The sequence below is a fragment of the Bradyrhizobium sp. LTSP857 genome (genome assembly GCF_000938285.1).
In the GTDB taxonomy this organism is placed as follows: domain Bacteria; phylum Pseudomonadota; class Alphaproteobacteria; order Rhizobiales; family Xanthobacteraceae; genus Bradyrhizobium.
This window is the reverse complement of the sequence record NZ_JYMS01000046.1, coordinates 20,402-37,188: the sequence shown is the minus strand read 5'-3', so window position 1 is coordinate 37,188 and position 16,787 is coordinate 20,402. Positions and strand designations below refer to the sequence as shown.

Genomic DNA, 16,787 nt, shown 5'->3' with positions numbered 1-16,787 from the left:
TTGTCCTTCGAATGAGGTTTGCTAGCGACGGACGCCGCTATTCAATCTCGACGGATGGACGGCCGGCTTTGTTACGCCGCCACAGACAAATTTGTGGTGCCCGCTGTCCGCGTGTTTGCCGCAATCTCGTGCGCAGTGGCACCGCCGGTTTCTCAAACCGGCGGTGACCGCAAGTGTGCAGCGCAGCAAGGCCAACACTTGCCGCGGCATTCGGTCTCGAACTATCAGATGAGAGAATATCGGGTGGAAGACCGGCTAGGATGGGCCCTGAGGCCGGCCTCAAAACCCGATCGTGCCAACAAGAACAATCCAAGGGGATCAAGTCATGCTTACCCGCCGCAACTTGCTCGCGACCGCCGTCGCAGCACCCGCCATTCTCCGTTTCGGCATCGGCACCGCACACGCCGCGACCACGCTGAAGATTTCGCACCAATTCCCGGGCGGCACCATCGACAAGGGCGATTTCCGCGACCGGCTCTGTCGCATGTTCGCAGCCGAAGTCGCCAAGCGCAGCAACGGCGATATCGCAGCTGAAATCTATCCGAACTCCTCGCTGATCAAGACCAACGCGCAGTTCTCCGCGATGCGCAAGGGCGCGCTCGACATCTCGCTCTATCCGATGCCCTACGCCGGCGGCGAATTGCCGGAGACCAATATCGGCCTGATGCCTGGCCTGGTCACGACTTACGACCAAGGCATGCGCTGGAAGAAAGAGCCGGTCGGCAAGGCGCTGACCGACTTCCTCGCCGACAAGGGCATCATCCTGCTCTCCTGGGTGTGGCAGGCCGGCGGCGTCGCCAGCCGCTCCAAGGCGATTGTATCGCCGGAAGATGCCAAGGGCATGAAGGTGCGCGGCGGCTCGCGCGAGATGGACATGGTGCTCCAGACCGCGGGCGCCTCGGTGCTGTCGGTGCCGTCGAACGAAATTTACGCGGCGATGCAGACCGGCGCCTGCGATGCCGGCATCACCTCCTCCACCAGCCTGATCTCGTTCCGCCTCGAAGAGGTCGCGAAGTCGCTGACCTCGGGCGCTGGTGCTTCGTATTGGTTCATGCTCGAGCCGCTGATGATGTCGAAGGCGATCTTCGACAAGCTGCCGAAGAACCAGCAGGACATCCTGCTCGCTGTCGGCGAGAAGCTCGAGACCTTCGGCCGCCAGGGCGCGCAGGACGATGATGTCGAGGTCGCCAAGGTCTATGAGAAGGCCGGTGCCAAGGTCAGCGCACTCGATGCCGCGACCGTCGGCAAGTGGCGCGACATCGCCCGCGACACCGCGTGGAAGGATTACGGCGCCAAGACCGCGACCGCGGCGAATTTGCTCAAGCTCGCCTCCGACGTCTCAGCATGATCCACGGTCCGCTTCCGGATCGTGACGACCAGGCGACCGCTGCCGCAAGCACAGGCCTTGCGGCGGCGCTCGATCGCGGCCTCGCCGTCCTCAACCGCATCATCGTCGTGTTCGCATCACTCGCGCTGGTCGCTGCCTGCGCTATCCTGAGCTACAGCGTGCTCAGCCGCGCGCTGTTCCACGCCGCCAATTACTGGCAGGACGAGGCCGCCGTGTTCCTGCTGGTCGGCGCCACCTTCATGTCCGCAGCCTATGTACAGCAGAACCGCGGTCATATCGGCATCGAGGCCTTCGTCGGCCTGCTCTCGCCGCTGGCAAACAAGGCCCGGCTCTGGTTCGTCGACGTGGTGACGCTTCTGTTCTGTGCGTTCTTCACCTGGAAATCCTGGACGCTGGCGCATGAAGCTTACGTCGACGGCCAGGTCTCGAACTCGATGTGGTCACCGCCGCTCGCCATCCCCTATTCGCTGATGGCGTTCGGCATGAGCCTGCTCTGCGTGCAGGTTCTCGTGCAGCTTGCGCTGCCCTTCGCTGGAGCCAGGCGGCCATGAGCGTTTTCGGTATCGGCCTCGCTTACGGCTTCGCGACACTGGTTGCCATGTTCTCGGGCATGCCCATTGCCTTTGCCCTTGGCGCCGTCGCTGTCGTGTTCATGGGCATCTACATGCCCGCCGCTTCGCTGGATACGGTGACGCAGAACGTCTACGAGGAGATGGCCTCGATCACACTGCTGTCGATCCCGCTCTTCATCCTGAAGGGCGCGGCGATCGGCAAGTCGCGCGCCGGCCAGGATCTCTACTCGGCGCTGCATGCCTGGCTGCATCGCGTGCCCGGCGGCTTGGGCGTTGCCAACGTGTTCGCCTGCGCGCTGTTTGCAGCCATGGCGGGCTCCTCGCCCGCGACCTGCTCGGCAATCGGCTCGGCCGGCATCCCCGAGATGCGCAAGCGCGGCTATTCCGGCGGTTTTGCCGCCGGCATCATTGCAGCCGGCGGCACGCTCGGCATTCTGCTGCCGCCCTCGATCACCATGATCCTGTTCGCGGTTGCCGCCGAAAAATCACTCGGACGGCTGTTCCTCGCCGGCATCGGGCCCGGCCTGCTGCTGGTCTCGCTGTTCGGCGCCTATGCGGTGATCCACTTCCGCAAGGAATATGCCGCTGCTGAAGCGATCTACAAGAAGGGCGGCCCCGAGGCCGCCATCCTGGCCCGTGACGAGTACACACTCGCCGAGCGCTTCAGCGTCCTGCCGCGCGTGCTGCCCTTCGTCCTGCTGCTGACCGGCGTGATGGCCGCGCTCTATGGCGGCTATGCCACTCCGTCGGAGACCGCCGGGCTCGGCGGCCTGCTGGCGCTGGCGCTGATCGCGGCGATCTACGGTGTCTGGCGGCCGAGCGACCTTGCGCCCATCATGAAGTCGACAATCCGGGAATCGACCATGCTGATGATGATCATCGGCATGTCGCTGCTCTATTCCTACGTGATGAGCTATCTGCACATCTCGCAATCGGCCGCCGAATCCGTCGTCGCGATGCACCTGCCGCGCTGGGGCCTGCTGTTCGCGATCCTCGTGATGGTGGTCGTGCTCGGCTTCTTCCTGCCGCCGGTCTCGATTATTCTCATGACCGCGCCGATCATCCTGCCCCCCCTACGGGCGGCCAATTTCGACATCATCTGGTTCGGCGTGGTCATGACCATCGTGATGGAGATGGGGCTGATTCATCCGCCTGTGGGGTTGAATATCTTCGTCATCCGCAACGTCGCGCCGGATATTCCGCTGAGCGAGGTGATCTGGGGCACGCTGCCCTTCGTGCTCTTGATGATGGGCGCGGTGCTGCTGCTCTGCCTCGTGCCGGGAATATCGACCGCACTGCCGGACCTGGTGATGGGGCCGGACGGAAGCAGGTAGAGGCAATCACAACTGCCGTAGGGTGGGCAAAGCGAAGCGTGCCCACCCTTTGGAATTGCGATCGTTGAGAGATGGTGGGCACGGCGCTACGCGCCTTTGCCCACCCTACGGGAGTTACGACGCCGCCCGCCTCTTCTTCGCATTCAGCGCCGACGCCACGCGGCTCACGGGCGGCTTGCCCAGCACACCACTCATCTCAATCGTCGCCGTCAGCAGCTTCTCCATATCCACGCCGGTCCTGATCCCCATGCCCTCGAGCATGTAGACGACATCCTCCGTCGCGACATTGCCAGTCGCACCGGGAGCGTACGGACAGCCGCCAAGCCCGCCGGCGGCGGCATCGATGACGCGGACGCCCTGCTCTAGGCCGGCATAGAGATTGGCGAGCGCCTGGCCATAGGTGTCGTGAAAGTGCATCGCGAGCTTGGCCGCGGGAATATTGGCACTGACCGCGCGCAGCATCTCCTTCGCCTTGAGTGGCGTGCCGACGCCGATGGTGTCGCCGAGCGAGATCTCGTAGCAGCCGAGATCCCACAGCGCAGCAGCGAGGTCGGCGACCGCCTTGGGCCTGATCTCGCCGTCGAAGGGACAGCCCAGCACGCAGGAGATATAGCCGCGCACTCTTACGCCATCGGCCTTGGCGCGCGCCAGCACCGGCTTGAAGCGCTCGATGGACTCCGCGACCGTGCAATTGATGTTGGCCCGCGAAAAACCTTCGGAGGCTGCCGCGAATACGGACACCACTTGCGCACCAGCGGCTCGCGCGGCGTCGTACCCCTTTTCGTTCGGCACCAGCACGTGGAATTCGGCGCCCTTCACATGGCTGATGCCGCGCAGCACGGCATCCGAGCTTGCCATCTGCGGGATCGCCTTGGGCGAGACGAACGCCCCGACCTCGACGGTGTGCAAGCCGGCTGCCACCAGCGCCTCGACGAAAGCAATCCGCGCCTCGACGCTGACGGGCGTCTTCTCGTTCTGGAGGCCGTCGCGCGGCCCCATTTCGATGATGCGTACGGGATCGCTCATGTCACTCACCGGAAGCTTCGACCACGGCGAGCTCGACGCCCTCCTGGACGATGTCGCCGACCTTGCACTTGATGGACTTCAGCACGCCGGCATAGGGCGCCCGCAGCGTCTGCTCCATCTTCATCACCTCCAGCGTCAGGATCGGCGCGCCCTTCTCGAGGCTGGCCCCTTCCTCGGCCAGCACGGCGACGACCGTGCCCGGCAGCGGTGCTGCGATCTTGTCCGCGCCGGCCTGTTCCTCGGTCTCGCCGCCGAACGGATCGACCCAGTGCAGATCGAACCGCCCGTTGCGCGTACGCAAATACAGCTCATGGCCGTCGATGACAGCGGCAACCTGTGACTTCACGCCGTCGAGCGTCAAGTCGAAGCCGCCGTCCTTTGGCACGACGGCAAAAGCCAGCTCGCGTTCGCCGATCACCAGCGTCGATGGACCACTGCCATAATTCAACGTGATCTTATGTTCCGGCCCGTGGCCGACTCGGAACGCAAAACCGCGCTGGCGGCGGCCGACCGGCATCCAGCCAAAAGTCTGCCAGGGCGAATTCGCGTCCGTCTGTGCGGTCTTGCGCTCGTCGTTGACGATCGCGGCCACCGCCGCACAGAGCTCGAGTTCAGCCGGCGCCGGTGCCGCTGACGTCAGGACCGCCAGCTCACGCTCGATAAACCCAGTGTCGATCGCATTCGCCCGCACCTTCGGATGCGTTATCAGCGCCGACAGGAACGGGATGTTGGTGACGATGCCGCGGACGTCGGAGTCCTCCAGCCCGCGGTTGAGCCGCTCGATCGCGACATCCCGCGTCGGCGCCCATGCGATCATCTTGGCCAGCATCGCATCGTAGTAAGGCGACACCGCATCGCCCTCGCGATAGCCGGCGTCGATACGCAAACCTCCGGTCTCCGCCGGCAGCCGCCAGGTCGAGATCTTGCCGACCGACGGCATAAAGTTCTTGGTCGGGTTTTCGGCGTAGACGCGCGCCTCGACCGCATGGCCGTTGAGCCGGATCTCATCCTGCTTCAGCGGCAATGCCTCGCCGAAGGCGACGCGCAGCTGCCACTCGACCAGATCGATGCCGGTGATCAGCTCGGTCACGGGATGCTCGACCTGGAGACGGGTGTTCATCTCGATGAAGAACACGTCCTTGCCGTCGGAAACGAACTCGATGGTGCCGGCGCCGACATAGTTGACGGCTCCCGCTGCTTTGCGCGCGGCGGCGCAGACGGTCTCGCGCTGCGCGGGATTGAGCGTCGGCGACGGCGCCTCCTCGATCACCTTCTGGTGCCGCCGCTGCAACGTGCATTCGCGCTCGAACAGCGACAGCAGATTGCCGTGGCTGTCGCCGATCACCTGCACCTCGATGTGGCGGGGATTGTCGACATATTTCTCGATCAGCATGCGATCGTCGCCGAACGCGGCCTTGGCCTCGCGCTTGGCGCTGACGATCGCGGGGCCGAGCTCGGCCGCCGAGCGCACGATGCGCATGCCGCGTCCGCCGCCGCCGGCGGACGCCTTGACCAGCACAGGGAAGCCGACCTTCTCAGCCGCCTTCGCAAGCGTCGCCTCGTCCTGGGCCTCGCCGTGATAGCCGGGCACCAGCGGCACGCCGGCCTTCTCCATCAGCGCTTTCGAGCCGGATTTTGATCCCATCGCCGTCATCATCGCGGCAGTCGGGCCGACAAACACCAGGCCGGCGTCGAAGCAGGCCTGCGCGAACTCGGCATTCTCCGACAGGAAGCCGTAGCCGGGATGCACGGCCTCCGCGCCGGTCTTGCGCGCAGCCTCGATCAGCCGCTCGACATTGAGATAGCTGTCGCGCGCCCGTGCAGGCCCGAGCAGCACGGCCTCGTCGGCGAGCGCGACATGCATGGCGTCGCGGTCGGCCTCGGAATAGACCGCGACGGTGCGCAGCCCCATGGCCCGCGCAGTGCGGATGACACGGCAGGCGATCTCGCCGCGGTTGGCGATCAGGAGCGTGCGAAAACGCCGGTAGAGCTTTGAACGGTCCATCGCATCACATCCTGAACAGGCCGAATTTCGTAGGCTCGATCGGCGCATTCGACGCCGCCGAGAGGCCAAGCCCGAGCACGAGCCTTGTGTCGGCCGGATCGATCACACCGTCGTCCCAGAGACGCGCGGTCGCGTAATACGGGTGCCCCTGGCTCTCATATTGCGCGCGAATGGGGTTACGGAATTTGTCTTCCTCTTCTTTCGACCAGCTGTCGCCCTTGGCCTCGATATTGTCGCGCCGGACCTGGCTCAGCACCATCGAGGCCTGCTCGCCACCCATCACCGAGATGCGCGCGTTCGGCCACATCCAGAGGAAGCGCGGTGAGTAGGCACGGCCGCACATGCCGTAATTGCCAGCGCCATAGGAGCCGCCGATCACCACGGTGAATTTCGGCACGGACGCCGTCGCTACCGCCGTTACCAGCTTGGCGCCGTCGCGCGCGATGCCGCCGGCCTCGTACTTCTTGCCGACCATGAATCCCGTGATGTTCTGGAGGAACACCAGCGGGATTCCGCGCTGGCAGCACAGCTCGATGAAATGGGCGCCCTTCAGCGAGCTCTCGCTGAACAAAATGCCGTTGTTGGCGATGATGCCGACCGGATAGCCCCAGACATGGGCGAAGCCGCAGATCAGCGTCGTGCCGTAAAGCTTCTTGAACTCGTCGAATTCCGAGCCGTCGACAATGCGGGCGATGATGTCGCGGACGTCGAACGGCTTGCGGCCGTCGACGGGCACCACGCCGTAGATCTCTTCTGCTGCAAACAGCGGGTCGCGCGGCGGATGCATGTTGAGGTTCGGCCGCGTCGATGGCTTGAGCGTGCCGACGATCCGCCGCGCGATACCGATCGCATGCGCGTCGTTCTGGGCATAATGATCGGTGACGCCGGACTGGCGCGAATGCACGTCGGCGCCGCCGAGCTCTTCCGCGGTCACCACCTCGCCGGTCGCGGCCTTCACCAGCGGCGGACCGCCGAGGAAGATGGTGCCTTGGTTGCGCACGATGATGCTCTCGTCCGACATCGCCGGCACATAGGCGCCGCCGGCGGTGCAGGAGCCCATCACGATCGCGATCTGCGGAATGCCCTGCGACGACATCTGCGCCTGGTTGTAGAAGATGCGGCCAAAGTGGCGCTCGTCCGGAAAGATTTCGTCCTGGAGCGGCAGGAACGCGCCGCCGGAATCGACCATGTAGACGCAGGGAAGATTGTTCTGCCGCGCGATGTCCTGCGCGCGCAGATGCTTCTTCACGGTCATCGGATAATAGGTGCCGCCCTTGATGGTGGCATCGTTGGCGACGATCACACATTCGCGGCCCGAGATACGCCCCACGCCGGTGACGACGCTCGCCGAATGCACGTCACCGCCATAGAGGCCGTGGGCCGCCAGCGGCGACAGCTCCAGGAACGACGTCCCGGGATCGACCAGGAGATCGACGCGCTCGCGCGCCAGCATCTTGCCGCGCGACGTGTGGCGGTTGCGCGAGGCTTCGCCTCCGCCGCCGGCGACCTGGCTGAGCTTGTCACGCAAATCGGCGACGAGCCCGCGCATGGCTTCCGAATTGCGCGCGAAATCTGATGACGATGGATCGATGCTGGAATGGAGCGGCATGGGGTCCCGCGTTTCTGGTGATGTGGTGAGAGACCGCGAACAGGTTTCGCGGCAATTCCAATTACGTGGAGGGTTTAAGCGGTTTCCGCCATCAGCTCGCGACCGATCAGCATACGGCGAACCTCCGAGGTGCCGGCGCCGATCTCGTAGAGCTTTGCGTCGCGCCACAGACGTCCGACCGGAAACTCGCTGGTGTAGCCGACGCCGCCGAGCGCCTGGATCGCCTCGCCCGCCATCCACGTCGCCTTCTCGGCGGAATAGAGGATCGCGGCGGCAGCATCCTTGCGCAGGCTGCGGGCGTGGTTGGCGCGGTCGCAGGCCTTTCCCACCGCATAGACATAGGCGCGTGTCGCCTGCCAGGTCGAGTACATGTCGGCGAGCTTGCCCTGCATCAGCTGGAAATCGCCGATCGGCTGCCCGAACTGCTTGCGCTCGTGCATGTAGGGCACCACCGCGTCCATGCAGGCGGCCATGATCCCGAGCGGACCGCCTGATAGCACCGCGCGCTCATAGTCGAGGCCGGACATCAGCACCTTGACCCCCTCGCCGACGCCGGCGAGCACGTTTTCTTCCGGCACTTCGCAGTCGTCGAAGAACAAGGGATAGGTGTTGGAGCCGCGCATGCCGAGCTTGTCGAGATGCTGGCCGTTGGTGAAGCCCTTAAAATCCTTCTCGATGAGGAACGCGGTCATGCCGCGCGGGCCGGCCTCCGGATCGGTCTTGGCATAGACCACGAGCACGTCGGCATCGCCGCCATTGGTGATCCACATTTTGGAGCCGTTGAGCACGTAGCGATCGCCGCGCTTGTCGGCGCGCAGCTTCATCGAGACCACGTCGGAGCCGGCGCCGGGCTCGGACATCGCGAGCGCGCCGACAAATTCGCCGGAGATCAGTTTGGGCAAATAGCGCTGCCGCTGCGCGTCGTTGCCGTTGCGGCGGATCTGGTTGACGCAGAGGTTGGAATGGGCGCCGTAGGACAGCCCCACCGCGGCCGAGCCGCGCGAAATCTCCTCCATGGCAACGACGTGGGCGAGATAGCCCATGTTGGAGCCGCCATATTGCTCCGGCGCGGTCATGCCGAGCAGGCCGAGATCGCCAAAACGCTTCCAGAGGTCGGCCGGGAACAGATTGGCCTTCTCGACCTCGGCAGCGCGCGGGGCGACCTCCGCCTCGACGAAGGCGCGCACGGTGTCGCGCAGCATGCCGATGTCGTCGCCCAGATCGAAATCGATGCTCGGGATGTTCAAGGCGATTCCTCCGAATTCTTATTCTCGCCCGAACCTACCCCCGCCCGAGCGCCGTGGCGGTCGAAAAGGTTGCATTTTCCGCCAAGTTTGGCGAGGATTTTCCATGCCCCTTCGAGCCGCGACCGCGACACCCCGCCGCGCCATGACCCCCGCCGCCTTCGTGCGCGGCGTGGTCGCCGCCTACGCCCGCTACGGGCAGGATCCGGCCGAGGCGCTGGCCAAGGGACAGGTGCTCCCGGACCTCGTCAAATCGATGGAGGGGCGCGTGACGGCCGCCCAGTTCGAGGCGCTGGCCGGCCATGCCATGCGCGAGCTCGACGACGAGGCGCTCGGCTGGTTCTCGCGCCGGCTGCCTTTCGGCACCTATGGCATGCTGTGCCGCGCCTCGATCACCGCGCCCAATCTGGAGGTCGCACTCAAGCGCTGGTGCCGGCATCACCGCCTGCTGACCGAGGACGTGCTGTTCGAGCTTTCGGCCAGCGAGGACACCGCGACCGTTTCCATTCGCGAGCAGCGCGACCTCGGCGCCCTCCGTGAGTTCTGCTTGGTCACCCTGCTCCGCTACGTGCTCGGCTTTTCCTGCTGGGCGGTCGATTCAGCCATCGCGCTCCGCGCGGCAGAATTCCCCTATCCCGAACCCGAACACGTGTCGGTCTATCCGACCATCTTCTGCAAAACCGTCCGCTTCCGCGCGGACCATGCCAGCATCACCTTCGACAAGCATTATCTCTCGCTGCCGCTCACCCGCAGCGCCGCCGATCTCGACACCATGCTCAAGGGCGCGTTGCGGCTCACCGTGCTGCCCTATCGGCCCTATCGCCGCGACCGACTCCTGGTCGAGCGTGTCCGTCGCGTGCTGCGCGAAGCGCGCGGACGCATTCTCGGCGCGGAGGATATCGCAAGCGAGCTCGCGCTCTCCACCCGCACCATGCACCGCCGCCTGCGCGAGGAAGCGACCTCGCTGCGCAATCTCAAGGAAGAAGCAAAACTCGAGCTCGCCAAGCAGGCACTGATGCGCGGCCGCACCCCGATCAAGCGGATTGCCGAGATCGCGGGCTTCCGCAACGAGAAGAGCTTTTCCCGCGCCTTCCGCAGCTGGACCGGCGCCTCGCCGCGCGAGTTTCGCAGCAGGTATCGCTGAGCCCTACAAACGCCTGCGGCCTCCGCGATCAAACGCGGAGGCCGCAATGCTTCAAAACCAATCTCGACGCTGAACTTAGTTCGAGTTGGTCTGCGCCCCCGAGCGAAGCTTGGGCTGCTTCGTCTGCTTCGGCTGGAACGCGAGCGCGTCGTTGGTGGTCTTCGCGCCGCCGCTCTGCGAGCACGAGCCGCCCATACCGGCAGACGCCGCCCGACAGGCCTCCATGGTCGGATAGCCGCAGCCGTGAGCGGCCTGGGCGCCGTTGGTGATGCAGAAATCGTCAGCCTTCGCGGCCGGCGCACTCAACACAAGAAACGCGGATGCAAACAGCGTCGCAGCGGAGGCGACAAACGTCTTCGAAATCGGGGTCATATGTCTTTTCCTGCTTCAGGGTCCCACAAAAGAGGCCTCGGCATGCGACGCAAGCTGAGGGTTCACACCCCGGATGTAGGCCGTGCACCGGAACCGACAATCACGGTTCAGCGCATTGCAGTACTGCCTAAATCACATGTCACAGTTAGGTGAGTTACTAAGCTTTTGTGACATTATCCGAATCGGATTGGCCATGCGCGCGACCGCCACCACTTCGGATTTGTGTGAAAAGAGCTGCGTCAGCAGCCCTACCCCGCCGATGCTGTTGCGATCTCCTGCACCGGCAGCGGCACATCCTTGGCCACGCCCAGCACCGGGAAGCTGCGGACGTTCTTCACGTTCGGCATCGCGGCGAAATGCAGGAGCTGCTGGCGCATGCTCTCGACGCTCGGCGCCACGCATTTGAGGAGATAGTCGGTATCGCCCGAAATCCGCCAGCACTGCTGGATGCGCGGGATCGCGGCGATCGAGCTTTCGAACGCTTCGAGCACCGGCTGGGCCTGGCTGCCGAGTTGGATCGAGACGAACGACACCACCTCGTAGCCGAGCAGCCGCTCGTCGATGACGGCGCGTATCGCCCGGATCACGCCGCGGCTGAACAGCGATTTCAGCCGCCGCAGGCAGTTGGGCGCAGAGACGCCGACGCGCAGCGCCAGCTCATTGTTGCGGACGCGCCCGTCCTGCTGGAGCTCGGACAATATCCGCAAGTCGACGCCGTCGAGCTGATGACGCCCGGCCATACCCCCACCTCGTCATGATCCCGTCATGCCTCGGATGAGCGAAGCACGCGGCGGAATCGCTGCCAAGGGCTCTCAGAGGCTGGGGATGGGCTCAGTGCGTCCAGGGCTCGCCGCGCCGGAACGAGAAATTGTCGGCATAGGCGACCTGCCGATGCAGCGACTCCTTCGGCTCGATCACCTGGTAGGCGATGCCCTTGCGCTCGCAATAGGCGACCGCCTCGTCCTTGGTGTGGAAGTGCAGCGTGATCTGCTGCTTCATGTCACCGGACGAGGTCCAGCCCATCAGGGGCTCGACCGCGCGCGGCTGCTCCGGCTCGTAGTCGAGCTGCCATTCCTTGGTCTTGGACCGGCCCGATTGCATCGCGTTCTTGGCGGGCTTGAAAATGCGTGCGGTCATTGGCTGTCCGGCCTCTTCGTCTTTTCGTTCGATTTTGATGCGTCACGGTAGCAGTTGGTGGAAACCGTGGGCATAGTATAGAGACGCCTTTCGGGACCAAATCGGTGATTCCGGCCCCCGGTAATCTCACCGACGGGTATAGTCATTATGCTGCACCGTGACAATTGCGTACCCGCCACGCTCCCGGCGGGAAGCCCGGGGCAGCCACGGCCGTCCCGCCGGCGCCTGCGTTTTCCAGTGTCCCCTTCGAAAGCTCCCGTCGCATGGCCTTCCTGAACATCAGCGCAACCCTTCCCGAAAAAGGCCGCGACCTCAGGCTCGACCTGTTTCGCGGCGTCGCGAACTGGGCGATCTTCCTCGATCACATCCCCGACAACATCGTGAACTGGATCACGACCCGCAATTACGGCTTTTCCGACGCCGCCGACCTGTTCGTCTTCATCTCCGGCTACACCGCCTCCTTCGTCTATGCGCGGATGATGCTGGAGCGCGGCTTCCTGGTCGGCGCCACCCGCCTCACCAAGCGGGTCTGGCAGCTCTACGTCGCCCACATCATCCTGTTCGTGATCTACATCGCCTCGATCAGCTATCTGGCGCTGCGCTTCGGCGACTCCGAGATGATCAACGAGTTCAACGTCGCCGGCCTCGTCGACAACGCCACCGAGACGCTGCGGCAGGGCCTGTTCCTGCGCTTCAAGCCGCTCAATCTCGACGTGCTGCCGCTCTACATCGTGCTGATGGGCCTGTTTCCGCCGGTGCTGTGGTTCATGCTGCGCAAGCCGGACCTGACGATGGTGGTGTCCATCGTGCTGTGGCTTTCCGCGCGGCACTTCGGCTGGAATCTGACCGCCTATCCGGCCGGCCAGTGGTACTTCAACCCGTATGCCTGGCAGGTGCTGTTCGTGTTCGGCGCCTGGTGCGCAATGGGCGGGGCGCGGCGCTCGGGGACAGTGATCAACTCACCGATCACGCTGTGGCTCTGTCTCGGTTATCTCGCGTTCGCGCTGGTGATGACCATGGCCGGCCGCTTCCCGACCCTCGCCGGCATGTTCCCGGAATGGCTGTTCTCGTACTTCAACCCGAACGACAAGACCAACCTCGCGCCCTATCGCTTCATCCATTTCGTCGTGATCGTGATCATGGTGATCCGCTTCGTGCCGAAGGACTGGCCGGGCCTGGAATGGAAGATCTTCGATCCGGTGATCGTCTGCGGTCAGCAATCGCTCGCGGTGTTCTGCGTCGGCGTGTTCTTGTCCTTCGTCGGCCATTTCGAGCTGTCGATGAGTTCGGGCTCGGTGTTCGCGCAGCTGTTCGTCTCAATCGCCGGCATCGCGATCATGACGACGGTGGCCTATTACATTTCCTGGTCGAAGCGGCAGGACAAGCCGCTGAAGCCGCCGCCGGCCAAGCCAGCGGCAACGGCGGCCAAGGCTGCTTGAAGGTTGCCTGAGAAGGCCGCTTGAGCCCGTGGAAGCGGCGCTAGCTCAGGCCGCCGCTTCGCCGTCGTACTCGGTGAACTTCTTGTAGATCCAGTCGCGGCCGTCATGGCGGCGCCAGACCTTGCCATAGACTAGCTGCCCATTGATCGAGCGGCGCGGCACGATCACGGTCCAGAGGTGCCAGATCTCGGTCCAGTTCGACCGCGGACGGAGAGTTCTAGGGGTGAGATCGAAAGCCATGACGGACAACTCGCGCGAAACGAAACGCTGCGACGAATGTGACGTCGTGTGAGCTGGCTGATGGCCCATCGTCGCAAGCCGGGACTGGTTTGATAACAGTCACCAAGGCGGCCGCAACGACGTCTCGCGCTTAACCTAACCGATCAACCTTACTCGACGTGGTGTCTTGCCGGTTGAAACGCTTGCCTATCTTTCCTAAGATGTGTGCGCGATTTGAGAATGAGGGCGCCATTTACGAGGCGCGCGTAGCGATTTCGAACTCAGACTGAATTTTTGAACTGTGCAGGTTGATGATCATGAATTTGCAAAATGTATATTTGCGACTGGCGATGGTTTCGCCGCCCCTGACGCCAATTGCGAAGCCGCTCGCCGATAGATTGCCGAAAGGCGCCAACGACAATTATCCGGCTTGGCCGCTGATCCCGTTCCCGGCAGGTTGGTACGCCTCGAACTGAAGAGCCCCTTCAAAAAGCGCAACGCCGCGCAAGCGGAGTATCATCGCTTGGCGGCGTCCGTTTAGTCATTGGGCGCTGAAATCCCCAACATCCATATGTCTGTGGCGACGCCCAAAGGTTCGATAAAGCCTTGGTAATTCTGCTCCGGTTAACCTGTTTTAATTCCAGCAAAAATCGCGCAGAAGTCGCGTCTCGCGAAGAACAAACGCTGAGGGTTCGGCGTCGCGTTTGACTGCGCCCCTGGTGTCAGCGATTGATCACCGTTCAGACCCCGCTGCTCGCGGCCGACGCGCTGCTCGCGTTGGCGCTGGAGCTAAGAGCGCCTTGCGAATTGTAGGTCTGTCCGGGCTGACTGCCCTGACTGGCTTGCGAGCTGGCGGGGGACGTCTCCACCTCGGTCGTACCGTCGGAATAGGTGATCGTCGTTGTTGTCATTCCGTTGACGGTGGTCGAGACCTCGCTGACGACCGTCTTGGACGAGCCGCCGCTGCCGCCGGAGCCGGAGCTTCCGCCCGCCGATTGCGAGGATGAGGTCGACGATGTTGACGAGGTCGCTGATGTCGACGACGTCGCTGATGTTGCCGCAGTCGACGAAGCGGCCGAGGACGAATTTGCTGATGTTGACGGCGTTGCCGTCACCGCCGCGGAAGATGAAGCAATCGCACTGATCGACATGAGAACCTCGCCTGAAGGAAGCTTCGCCTGAAGGAGATTTGGCGCGGCGCCATCTCAGCGCCTGCTCTTCCCCTTCAACGCGAACCCGGCCGAAATCAGGCGTCGCGAGCGCGACGAAAAATCAGTACGAGCAGTCAGGAGCGGGGTGGTCGGGGCGGCTCAGACCGCCGCCCCGGCTTGCCCAGTACTTCACTTAGTACTTGGCGATCACCGGACCGCCGAAGCGATAGTTCAGGCGCACGAGGCCCATGTCGACGTCCTGGCGAACGTGAATGGTGCCGCCAGCGCCACCACCAGGGACCGCCGTCAGCGCGGTGTCGTGGCTATCCAGGAAGATGTGGTCGTATTCGACGCCGACCGACCAGTTTGGCGCAAACCCGAACTCCAGGCCCGCACCGACTGTGCCACCCCAGCGCGTCGCCTTGGCGGTATCGACCACGGCACCGGCGAAGATCGCGTCGTATTTGTCGCTCACGACCGCAGCGCCGCCCTTCGCATAGATGAGAACGTTGTTCCAGGCATAGCCGACCTGGCCGGTGATCAGCCCGAAGGCGTCGATCCGGGTCCGGATGCTTCCGCCGCCAAGCGGGTTGCCGCCAATCGGCGTGGTGTTGCTGCCCGAGAAGTCGGCCCAGTTGCCCTGCCCCTCCAGGCCGAACACCCAATTGGCCGACTGCCAGCGATAGCCAACCTGGCCGCCGACGGTACCGCCGGTCGAGTTGTGGCATCCTTCCGCGCCGAAACCGACCAGATCCCAGCATGTGTGGGCGGAGCCGCCACCGCCGTTGATGCCGATATAGAAGCCGCTCCAGTCATAGATCGCAGCAATCATCGGCGGCGCCTTGGTGTAGGGACGCGCGGCGAGATCGGCGGAAAACGCGCTGCTGGCGCTCATCGCCAGAATGGCGATCGCGAGTGGCAATTTTTTCATTGGATAATTTCCCCGACAGATGCTGCGCAACAACTACCACGCGTTCTCGATTCTAGGTGTCACCCGGGAAGCACACTCGCAAGACGTGTGCATGCTCCTGCGCGGTGATAAAGGGTACGCGTCCATCGAGATGGATTTCCGGCCGAACGGCCACAACCGATTGAGTTGCAAAGAGTTGCAGGGCTTTCCCGCACTGCACAGGACAGGCGCGACAGCAGGACGTGCGCGCCGACATGGACAACCGGATCGTCTCACGTCCCCGTGAGATTGAGGGGGGCCCGGTGAATTATCAGGAGCAAGCGCAGACCAATGAACAGCAGGCCGCAAGGCAAGGGGACGCTGTGAGCCAACTTGATACGACTGAGAAACCTCCCGAGCTACACGAGCCCGGGACATCGCTGTTTGCGCTCTGCTGGCTGGGGATCGTAGGGATCGCGATGGTCGGCTGGATTTCCGCGCTTGGCTGGCTGGCCTGGCGACTAGGGGATTGGGTGCTGTCCTGAGGCCGGATCGCGGCCCGCAAGCCTGAAGACATCCAGCCTGAAGAGACATCAAGGCCGAGGACACCAAATTCGGGACTGGTCGGGGCAGCTGGATTCGAACCAACGACCTGCAGTACCCAAAACTGCCGCGCTACCAGGCTGCGCTATACCCCGAATGTCCGGCGAGCCCCGTCGATACACGCTTCCCGGCACGCCAGCAAGACGGCAATGCCCCCGCGCTCGGCCCTGTTTGCGGTCCTATTTGCTGCCGAACAGCGGATGACCGACGCGGTCACCGGGGCGGATGCCGTATTTCTGCGCGGTCCCCGCCGGAACCTCCAGGACGGCCCGGGCAAGTCCGTGGGACGCGATGATTTTGGTAGACAGCGTTTCGGTGTTTTCCGCGATGCGCAGGATGCGGCCGTCGGCGCGGATGAAGATCATGTCGAGCGAGATGTAGGTGTTCTTCATCCACATCGACACTTCCTGCTCGGGATTGAAGTCGAACAGCATGCCTTTGCCGTCGGCCAATTCCTTGCGGTACATCAGTCCGGTCTGCTTCTCCTCCTCCGTCGTCGCCATCTCCACCGAGAACACCTGCACGCCGTTCTTGGTGACGATCTCGAGCGGCTGGAAGCTGGCGGCCCGGACGGGCGCATTGGCAACGGCAAAGCCGGCGATGACGAGGATGGCAGCAAGCCAGCCTCTGGCGAGGGACCAGACAGTGTTTCGATCAGGCTTCATGGGATGCACTCGGGACGGCGCTCAAGACGT

17 protein-coding genes and 1 tRNA gene are annotated in these 16,787 nt (G+C 63.9%); 7 read left to right on the top strand and 11 right to left on the bottom strand.

Going from position 1 to position 16,787, the window contains the following annotated elements; translation table 11 throughout:
* Positions 1-325 precede the first annotated feature (325 nt).
* Genes UP06_RS29640 through UP06_RS29630 form a run of 3 tightly spaced genes read left to right on the top strand, consistent with a single transcriptional unit; the run spans position 326 to position 3,254 of the window.
* Positions 326-1,348 (top strand): TRAP transporter substrate-binding protein, encoded by a 1,023-nt coding sequence (locus UP06_RS29640; protein ID WP_045007239.1) that lies wholly within the window; start codon positions 326-328, stop codon positions 1,346-1,348.
* Positions 1,345-1,899, top strand: a complete 555-nt coding sequence (locus UP06_RS29635) for a TRAP transporter small permease (RefSeq protein WP_045007238.1) — start codon at positions 1,345-1,347, stop codon at positions 1,897-1,899. Before UP06_RS29640 ends, UP06_RS29635 begins: the two co-directional genes overlap by 4 nt.
* Positions 1,896-3,254, top strand: a complete 1,359-nt coding sequence (locus UP06_RS29630) for a TRAP transporter large permease (RefSeq protein WP_045007237.1) — start codon at positions 1,896-1,898, stop codon at positions 3,252-3,254. Before UP06_RS29635 ends, UP06_RS29630 begins: the two co-directional genes overlap by 4 nt.
* Before the next feature lie 114 nt (positions 3,255-3,368).
* Here UP06_RS29630 and UP06_RS29625 read toward each other — a convergent pair whose 3' ends face one another.
* From UP06_RS29625 to UP06_RS29610, 4 genes are all read right to left on the bottom strand, one after another.
* The gene (locus UP06_RS29625; RefSeq protein ID WP_045007236.1) at positions 3,369-4,280 is read right to left on the bottom strand and encodes a hydroxymethylglutaryl-CoA lyase; all 912 of its coding nucleotides are present in this window, start codon (positions 4,278-4,280) and stop codon (positions 3,369-3,371) included.
* Between the two features lies 1 nt (position 4,281).
* Complete coding sequence (locus UP06_RS29620; protein WP_045007235.1) at positions 4,282-6,285, bottom strand: acetyl/propionyl/methylcrotonyl-CoA carboxylase subunit alpha; 2,004 nt, start codon at positions 6,283-6,285, stop codon at positions 4,282-4,284.
* Between the two features lie 4 nt (positions 6,286-6,289).
* Complete coding sequence (locus UP06_RS29615; protein ID WP_045007234.1) at positions 6,290-7,894, bottom strand: carboxyl transferase domain-containing protein; 1,605 nt, start codon at positions 7,892-7,894, stop codon at positions 6,290-6,292.
* A gap of 74 nt (positions 7,895-7,968) precedes the next feature.
* Positions 7,969-9,096, bottom strand: coding sequence for an isovaleryl-CoA dehydrogenase (locus tag UP06_RS29610; RefSeq protein ID WP_156163356.1), 1,128 nt, complete (start codon positions 9,094-9,096; stop codon positions 7,969-7,971).
* 148 nt (positions 9,097-9,244) lie between these two features.
* Here UP06_RS29610 and UP06_RS29605 point away from each other — a divergent pair, with 148 nt between their 5' ends.
* Positions 9,245-10,282, top strand: coding sequence for an AraC family transcriptional regulator (locus tag UP06_RS29605; protein WP_045007232.1), 1,038 nt, complete (start codon positions 9,245-9,247; stop codon positions 10,280-10,282).
* A 75-nt stretch (positions 10,283-10,357) separates the two neighbouring features.
* Here UP06_RS29605 and UP06_RS29600 read toward each other — a convergent pair whose 3' ends face one another.
* The 3 genes from UP06_RS29600 to UP06_RS29590 all read right to left on the bottom strand — a co-directional run bounded on the left by UP06_RS29600 (position 10,358) and on the right by UP06_RS29590 (position 11,791).
* Positions 10,358-10,654 (bottom strand): DUF3551 domain-containing protein, encoded by a 297-nt coding sequence (locus UP06_RS29600; RefSeq protein WP_045007231.1) that lies wholly within the window; start codon positions 10,652-10,654, stop codon positions 10,358-10,360.
* Positions 10,655-10,902: 248 nt separating this feature from the next.
* On the bottom strand, positions 10,903-11,394 hold the full coding sequence (locus UP06_RS29595; protein WP_045007230.1) for an Lrp/AsnC family transcriptional regulator: 492 nt from the start codon (positions 11,392-11,394) through the stop codon (positions 10,903-10,905).
* 91 nt (positions 11,395-11,485) lie between these two features.
* Positions 11,486-11,791, bottom strand: coding sequence for an ETC complex I subunit (locus UP06_RS29590; RefSeq protein ID WP_045007229.1), 306 nt, complete (start codon positions 11,789-11,791; stop codon positions 11,486-11,488).
* A gap of 263 nt (positions 11,792-12,054) precedes the next feature.
* Between UP06_RS29590 and UP06_RS29585 the strand changes: the two genes are divergently transcribed.
* The gene (locus UP06_RS29585; protein ID WP_045007228.1) at positions 12,055-13,230 is read left to right on the top strand and encodes an OpgC domain-containing protein; all 1,176 of its coding nucleotides are present in this window, start codon (positions 12,055-12,057) and stop codon (positions 13,228-13,230) included.
* Between the two features lie 45 nt (positions 13,231-13,275).
* Here UP06_RS29585 and UP06_RS29580 read toward each other — a convergent pair whose 3' ends face one another.
* Positions 13,276-13,470 (bottom strand): hypothetical protein, encoded by a 195-nt coding sequence (locus UP06_RS29580; RefSeq protein WP_045007227.1) that lies wholly within the window; start codon positions 13,468-13,470, stop codon positions 13,276-13,278.
* An 870-nt stretch (positions 13,471-14,340) separates the two neighbouring features.
* Between UP06_RS29580 and UP06_RS41115 the strand changes: the two genes are divergently transcribed.
* Positions 14,341-14,631 carry a hypothetical protein gene (locus UP06_RS41115; RefSeq protein WP_045007226.1) on the top strand — a complete coding sequence of 97 codons (291 nt, stop codon included), beginning with the start codon at positions 14,341-14,343 and terminating at the stop codon, positions 14,629-14,631.
* A 162-nt stretch (positions 14,632-14,793) separates the two neighbouring features.
* Here UP06_RS41115 and UP06_RS29570 read toward each other — a convergent pair whose 3' ends face one another.
* Positions 14,794-15,531 (bottom strand): outer membrane protein, encoded by a 738-nt coding sequence (locus UP06_RS29570; protein WP_045007225.1) that lies wholly within the window; start codon positions 15,529-15,531, stop codon positions 14,794-14,796.
* A gap of 233 nt (positions 15,532-15,764) precedes the next feature.
* Between UP06_RS29570 and UP06_RS29565 the strand changes: the two genes are divergently transcribed.
* Positions 15,765-16,034, top strand: a complete 270-nt coding sequence (locus UP06_RS29565; protein WP_245305584.1) for an RNA-binding protein — start codon at positions 15,765-15,767, stop codon at positions 16,032-16,034.
* Positions 16,035-16,110: 76 nt separating this feature from the next.
* Here the strand turns inward: UP06_RS29565 and UP06_RS29560 are convergent.
* Together UP06_RS29560 and UP06_RS29555 are read right to left on the bottom strand one after the other, a co-directional pair.
* Positions 16,111-16,187 (bottom strand) — tRNA-Pro (locus tag UP06_RS29560).
* A gap of 84 nt (positions 16,188-16,271) precedes the next feature.
* Positions 16,272-16,757 carry a DUF192 domain-containing protein gene (locus UP06_RS29555; RefSeq protein ID WP_045007224.1) on the bottom strand — a complete coding sequence of 162 codons (486 nt, stop codon included), beginning with the start codon at positions 16,755-16,757 and terminating at the stop codon, positions 16,272-16,274.
* Positions 16,758-16,787: the final 30 nt, after the last annotated feature.

Excerpts from the sequence above, each read along its gene's own strand:
- UP06_RS29615 (WP_045007234.1), bottom strand. The coding sequence starts at position 7,894 with ATGCCGCTCCATTCCAGCATCGATCCATCGTCATCAGATTTCGCGCGC.
- UP06_RS29640 (WP_045007239.1), top strand. The coding sequence starts at position 326 with ATGCTTACCCGCCGCAACTTGCTCGCGACCGCCGTCGCAGCACCCGCC.
- UP06_RS29590 (WP_045007229.1), bottom strand. The coding sequence starts at position 11,791 with ATGACCGCACGCATTTTCAAGCCCGCCAAGAACGCGATGCAATCGGGC.
- UP06_RS29555 (WP_045007224.1), bottom strand. The coding sequence starts at position 16,757 with ATGAAGCCTGATCGAAACACTGTCTGGTCCCTCGCCAGAGGCTGGCTT.
- UP06_RS29595 (WP_045007230.1), bottom strand. The coding sequence starts at position 11,394 with ATGGCCGGGCGTCATCAGCTCGACGGCGTCGACTTGCGGATATTGTCC.
- UP06_RS29635 (WP_045007238.1), top strand. The coding sequence starts at position 1,345 with ATGATCCACGGTCCGCTTCCGGATCGTGACGACCAGGCGACCGCTGCC.
- UP06_RS29620 (WP_045007235.1), bottom strand. The coding sequence starts at position 6,285 with ATGGACCGTTCAAAGCTCTACCGGCGTTTTCGCACGCTCCTGATCGCC.
- UP06_RS29565 (WP_245305584.1), top strand. The coding sequence starts at position 15,765 with ATGGACAACCGGATCGTCTCACGTCCCCGTGAGATTGAGGGGGGCCCG.
- UP06_RS29605 (WP_045007232.1), top strand. The coding sequence starts at position 9,245 with ATGCCCCTTCGAGCCGCGACCGCGACACCCCGCCGCGCCATGACCCCC.
- UP06_RS29585 (WP_045007228.1), top strand. The coding sequence starts at position 12,055 with ATGGCCTTCCTGAACATCAGCGCAACCCTTCCCGAAAAAGGCCGCGAC.
- UP06_RS29625 (WP_045007236.1), bottom strand. The coding sequence starts at position 4,280 with ATGAGCGATCCCGTACGCATCATCGAAATGGGGCCGCGCGACGGCCTC.
- UP06_RS29600 (WP_045007231.1), bottom strand. The coding sequence starts at position 10,654 with ATGACCCCGATTTCGAAGACGTTTGTCGCCTCCGCTGCGACGCTGTTT.
- UP06_RS29630 (WP_045007237.1), top strand. The coding sequence starts at position 1,896 with ATGAGCGTTTTCGGTATCGGCCTCGCTTACGGCTTCGCGACACTGGTT.
- UP06_RS29580 (WP_045007227.1), bottom strand. The coding sequence starts at position 13,470 with ATGGCTTTCGATCTCACCCCTAGAACTCTCCGTCCGCGGTCGAACTGG.
- UP06_RS29570 (WP_045007225.1), bottom strand. The coding sequence starts at position 15,531 with ATGAAAAAATTGCCACTCGCGATCGCCATTCTGGCGATGAGCGCCAGC.
- UP06_RS29610 (WP_156163356.1), bottom strand. The coding sequence starts at position 9,096 with ATGCTGCGCGACACCGTGCGCGCCTTCGTCGAGGCGGAGGTCGCCCCG.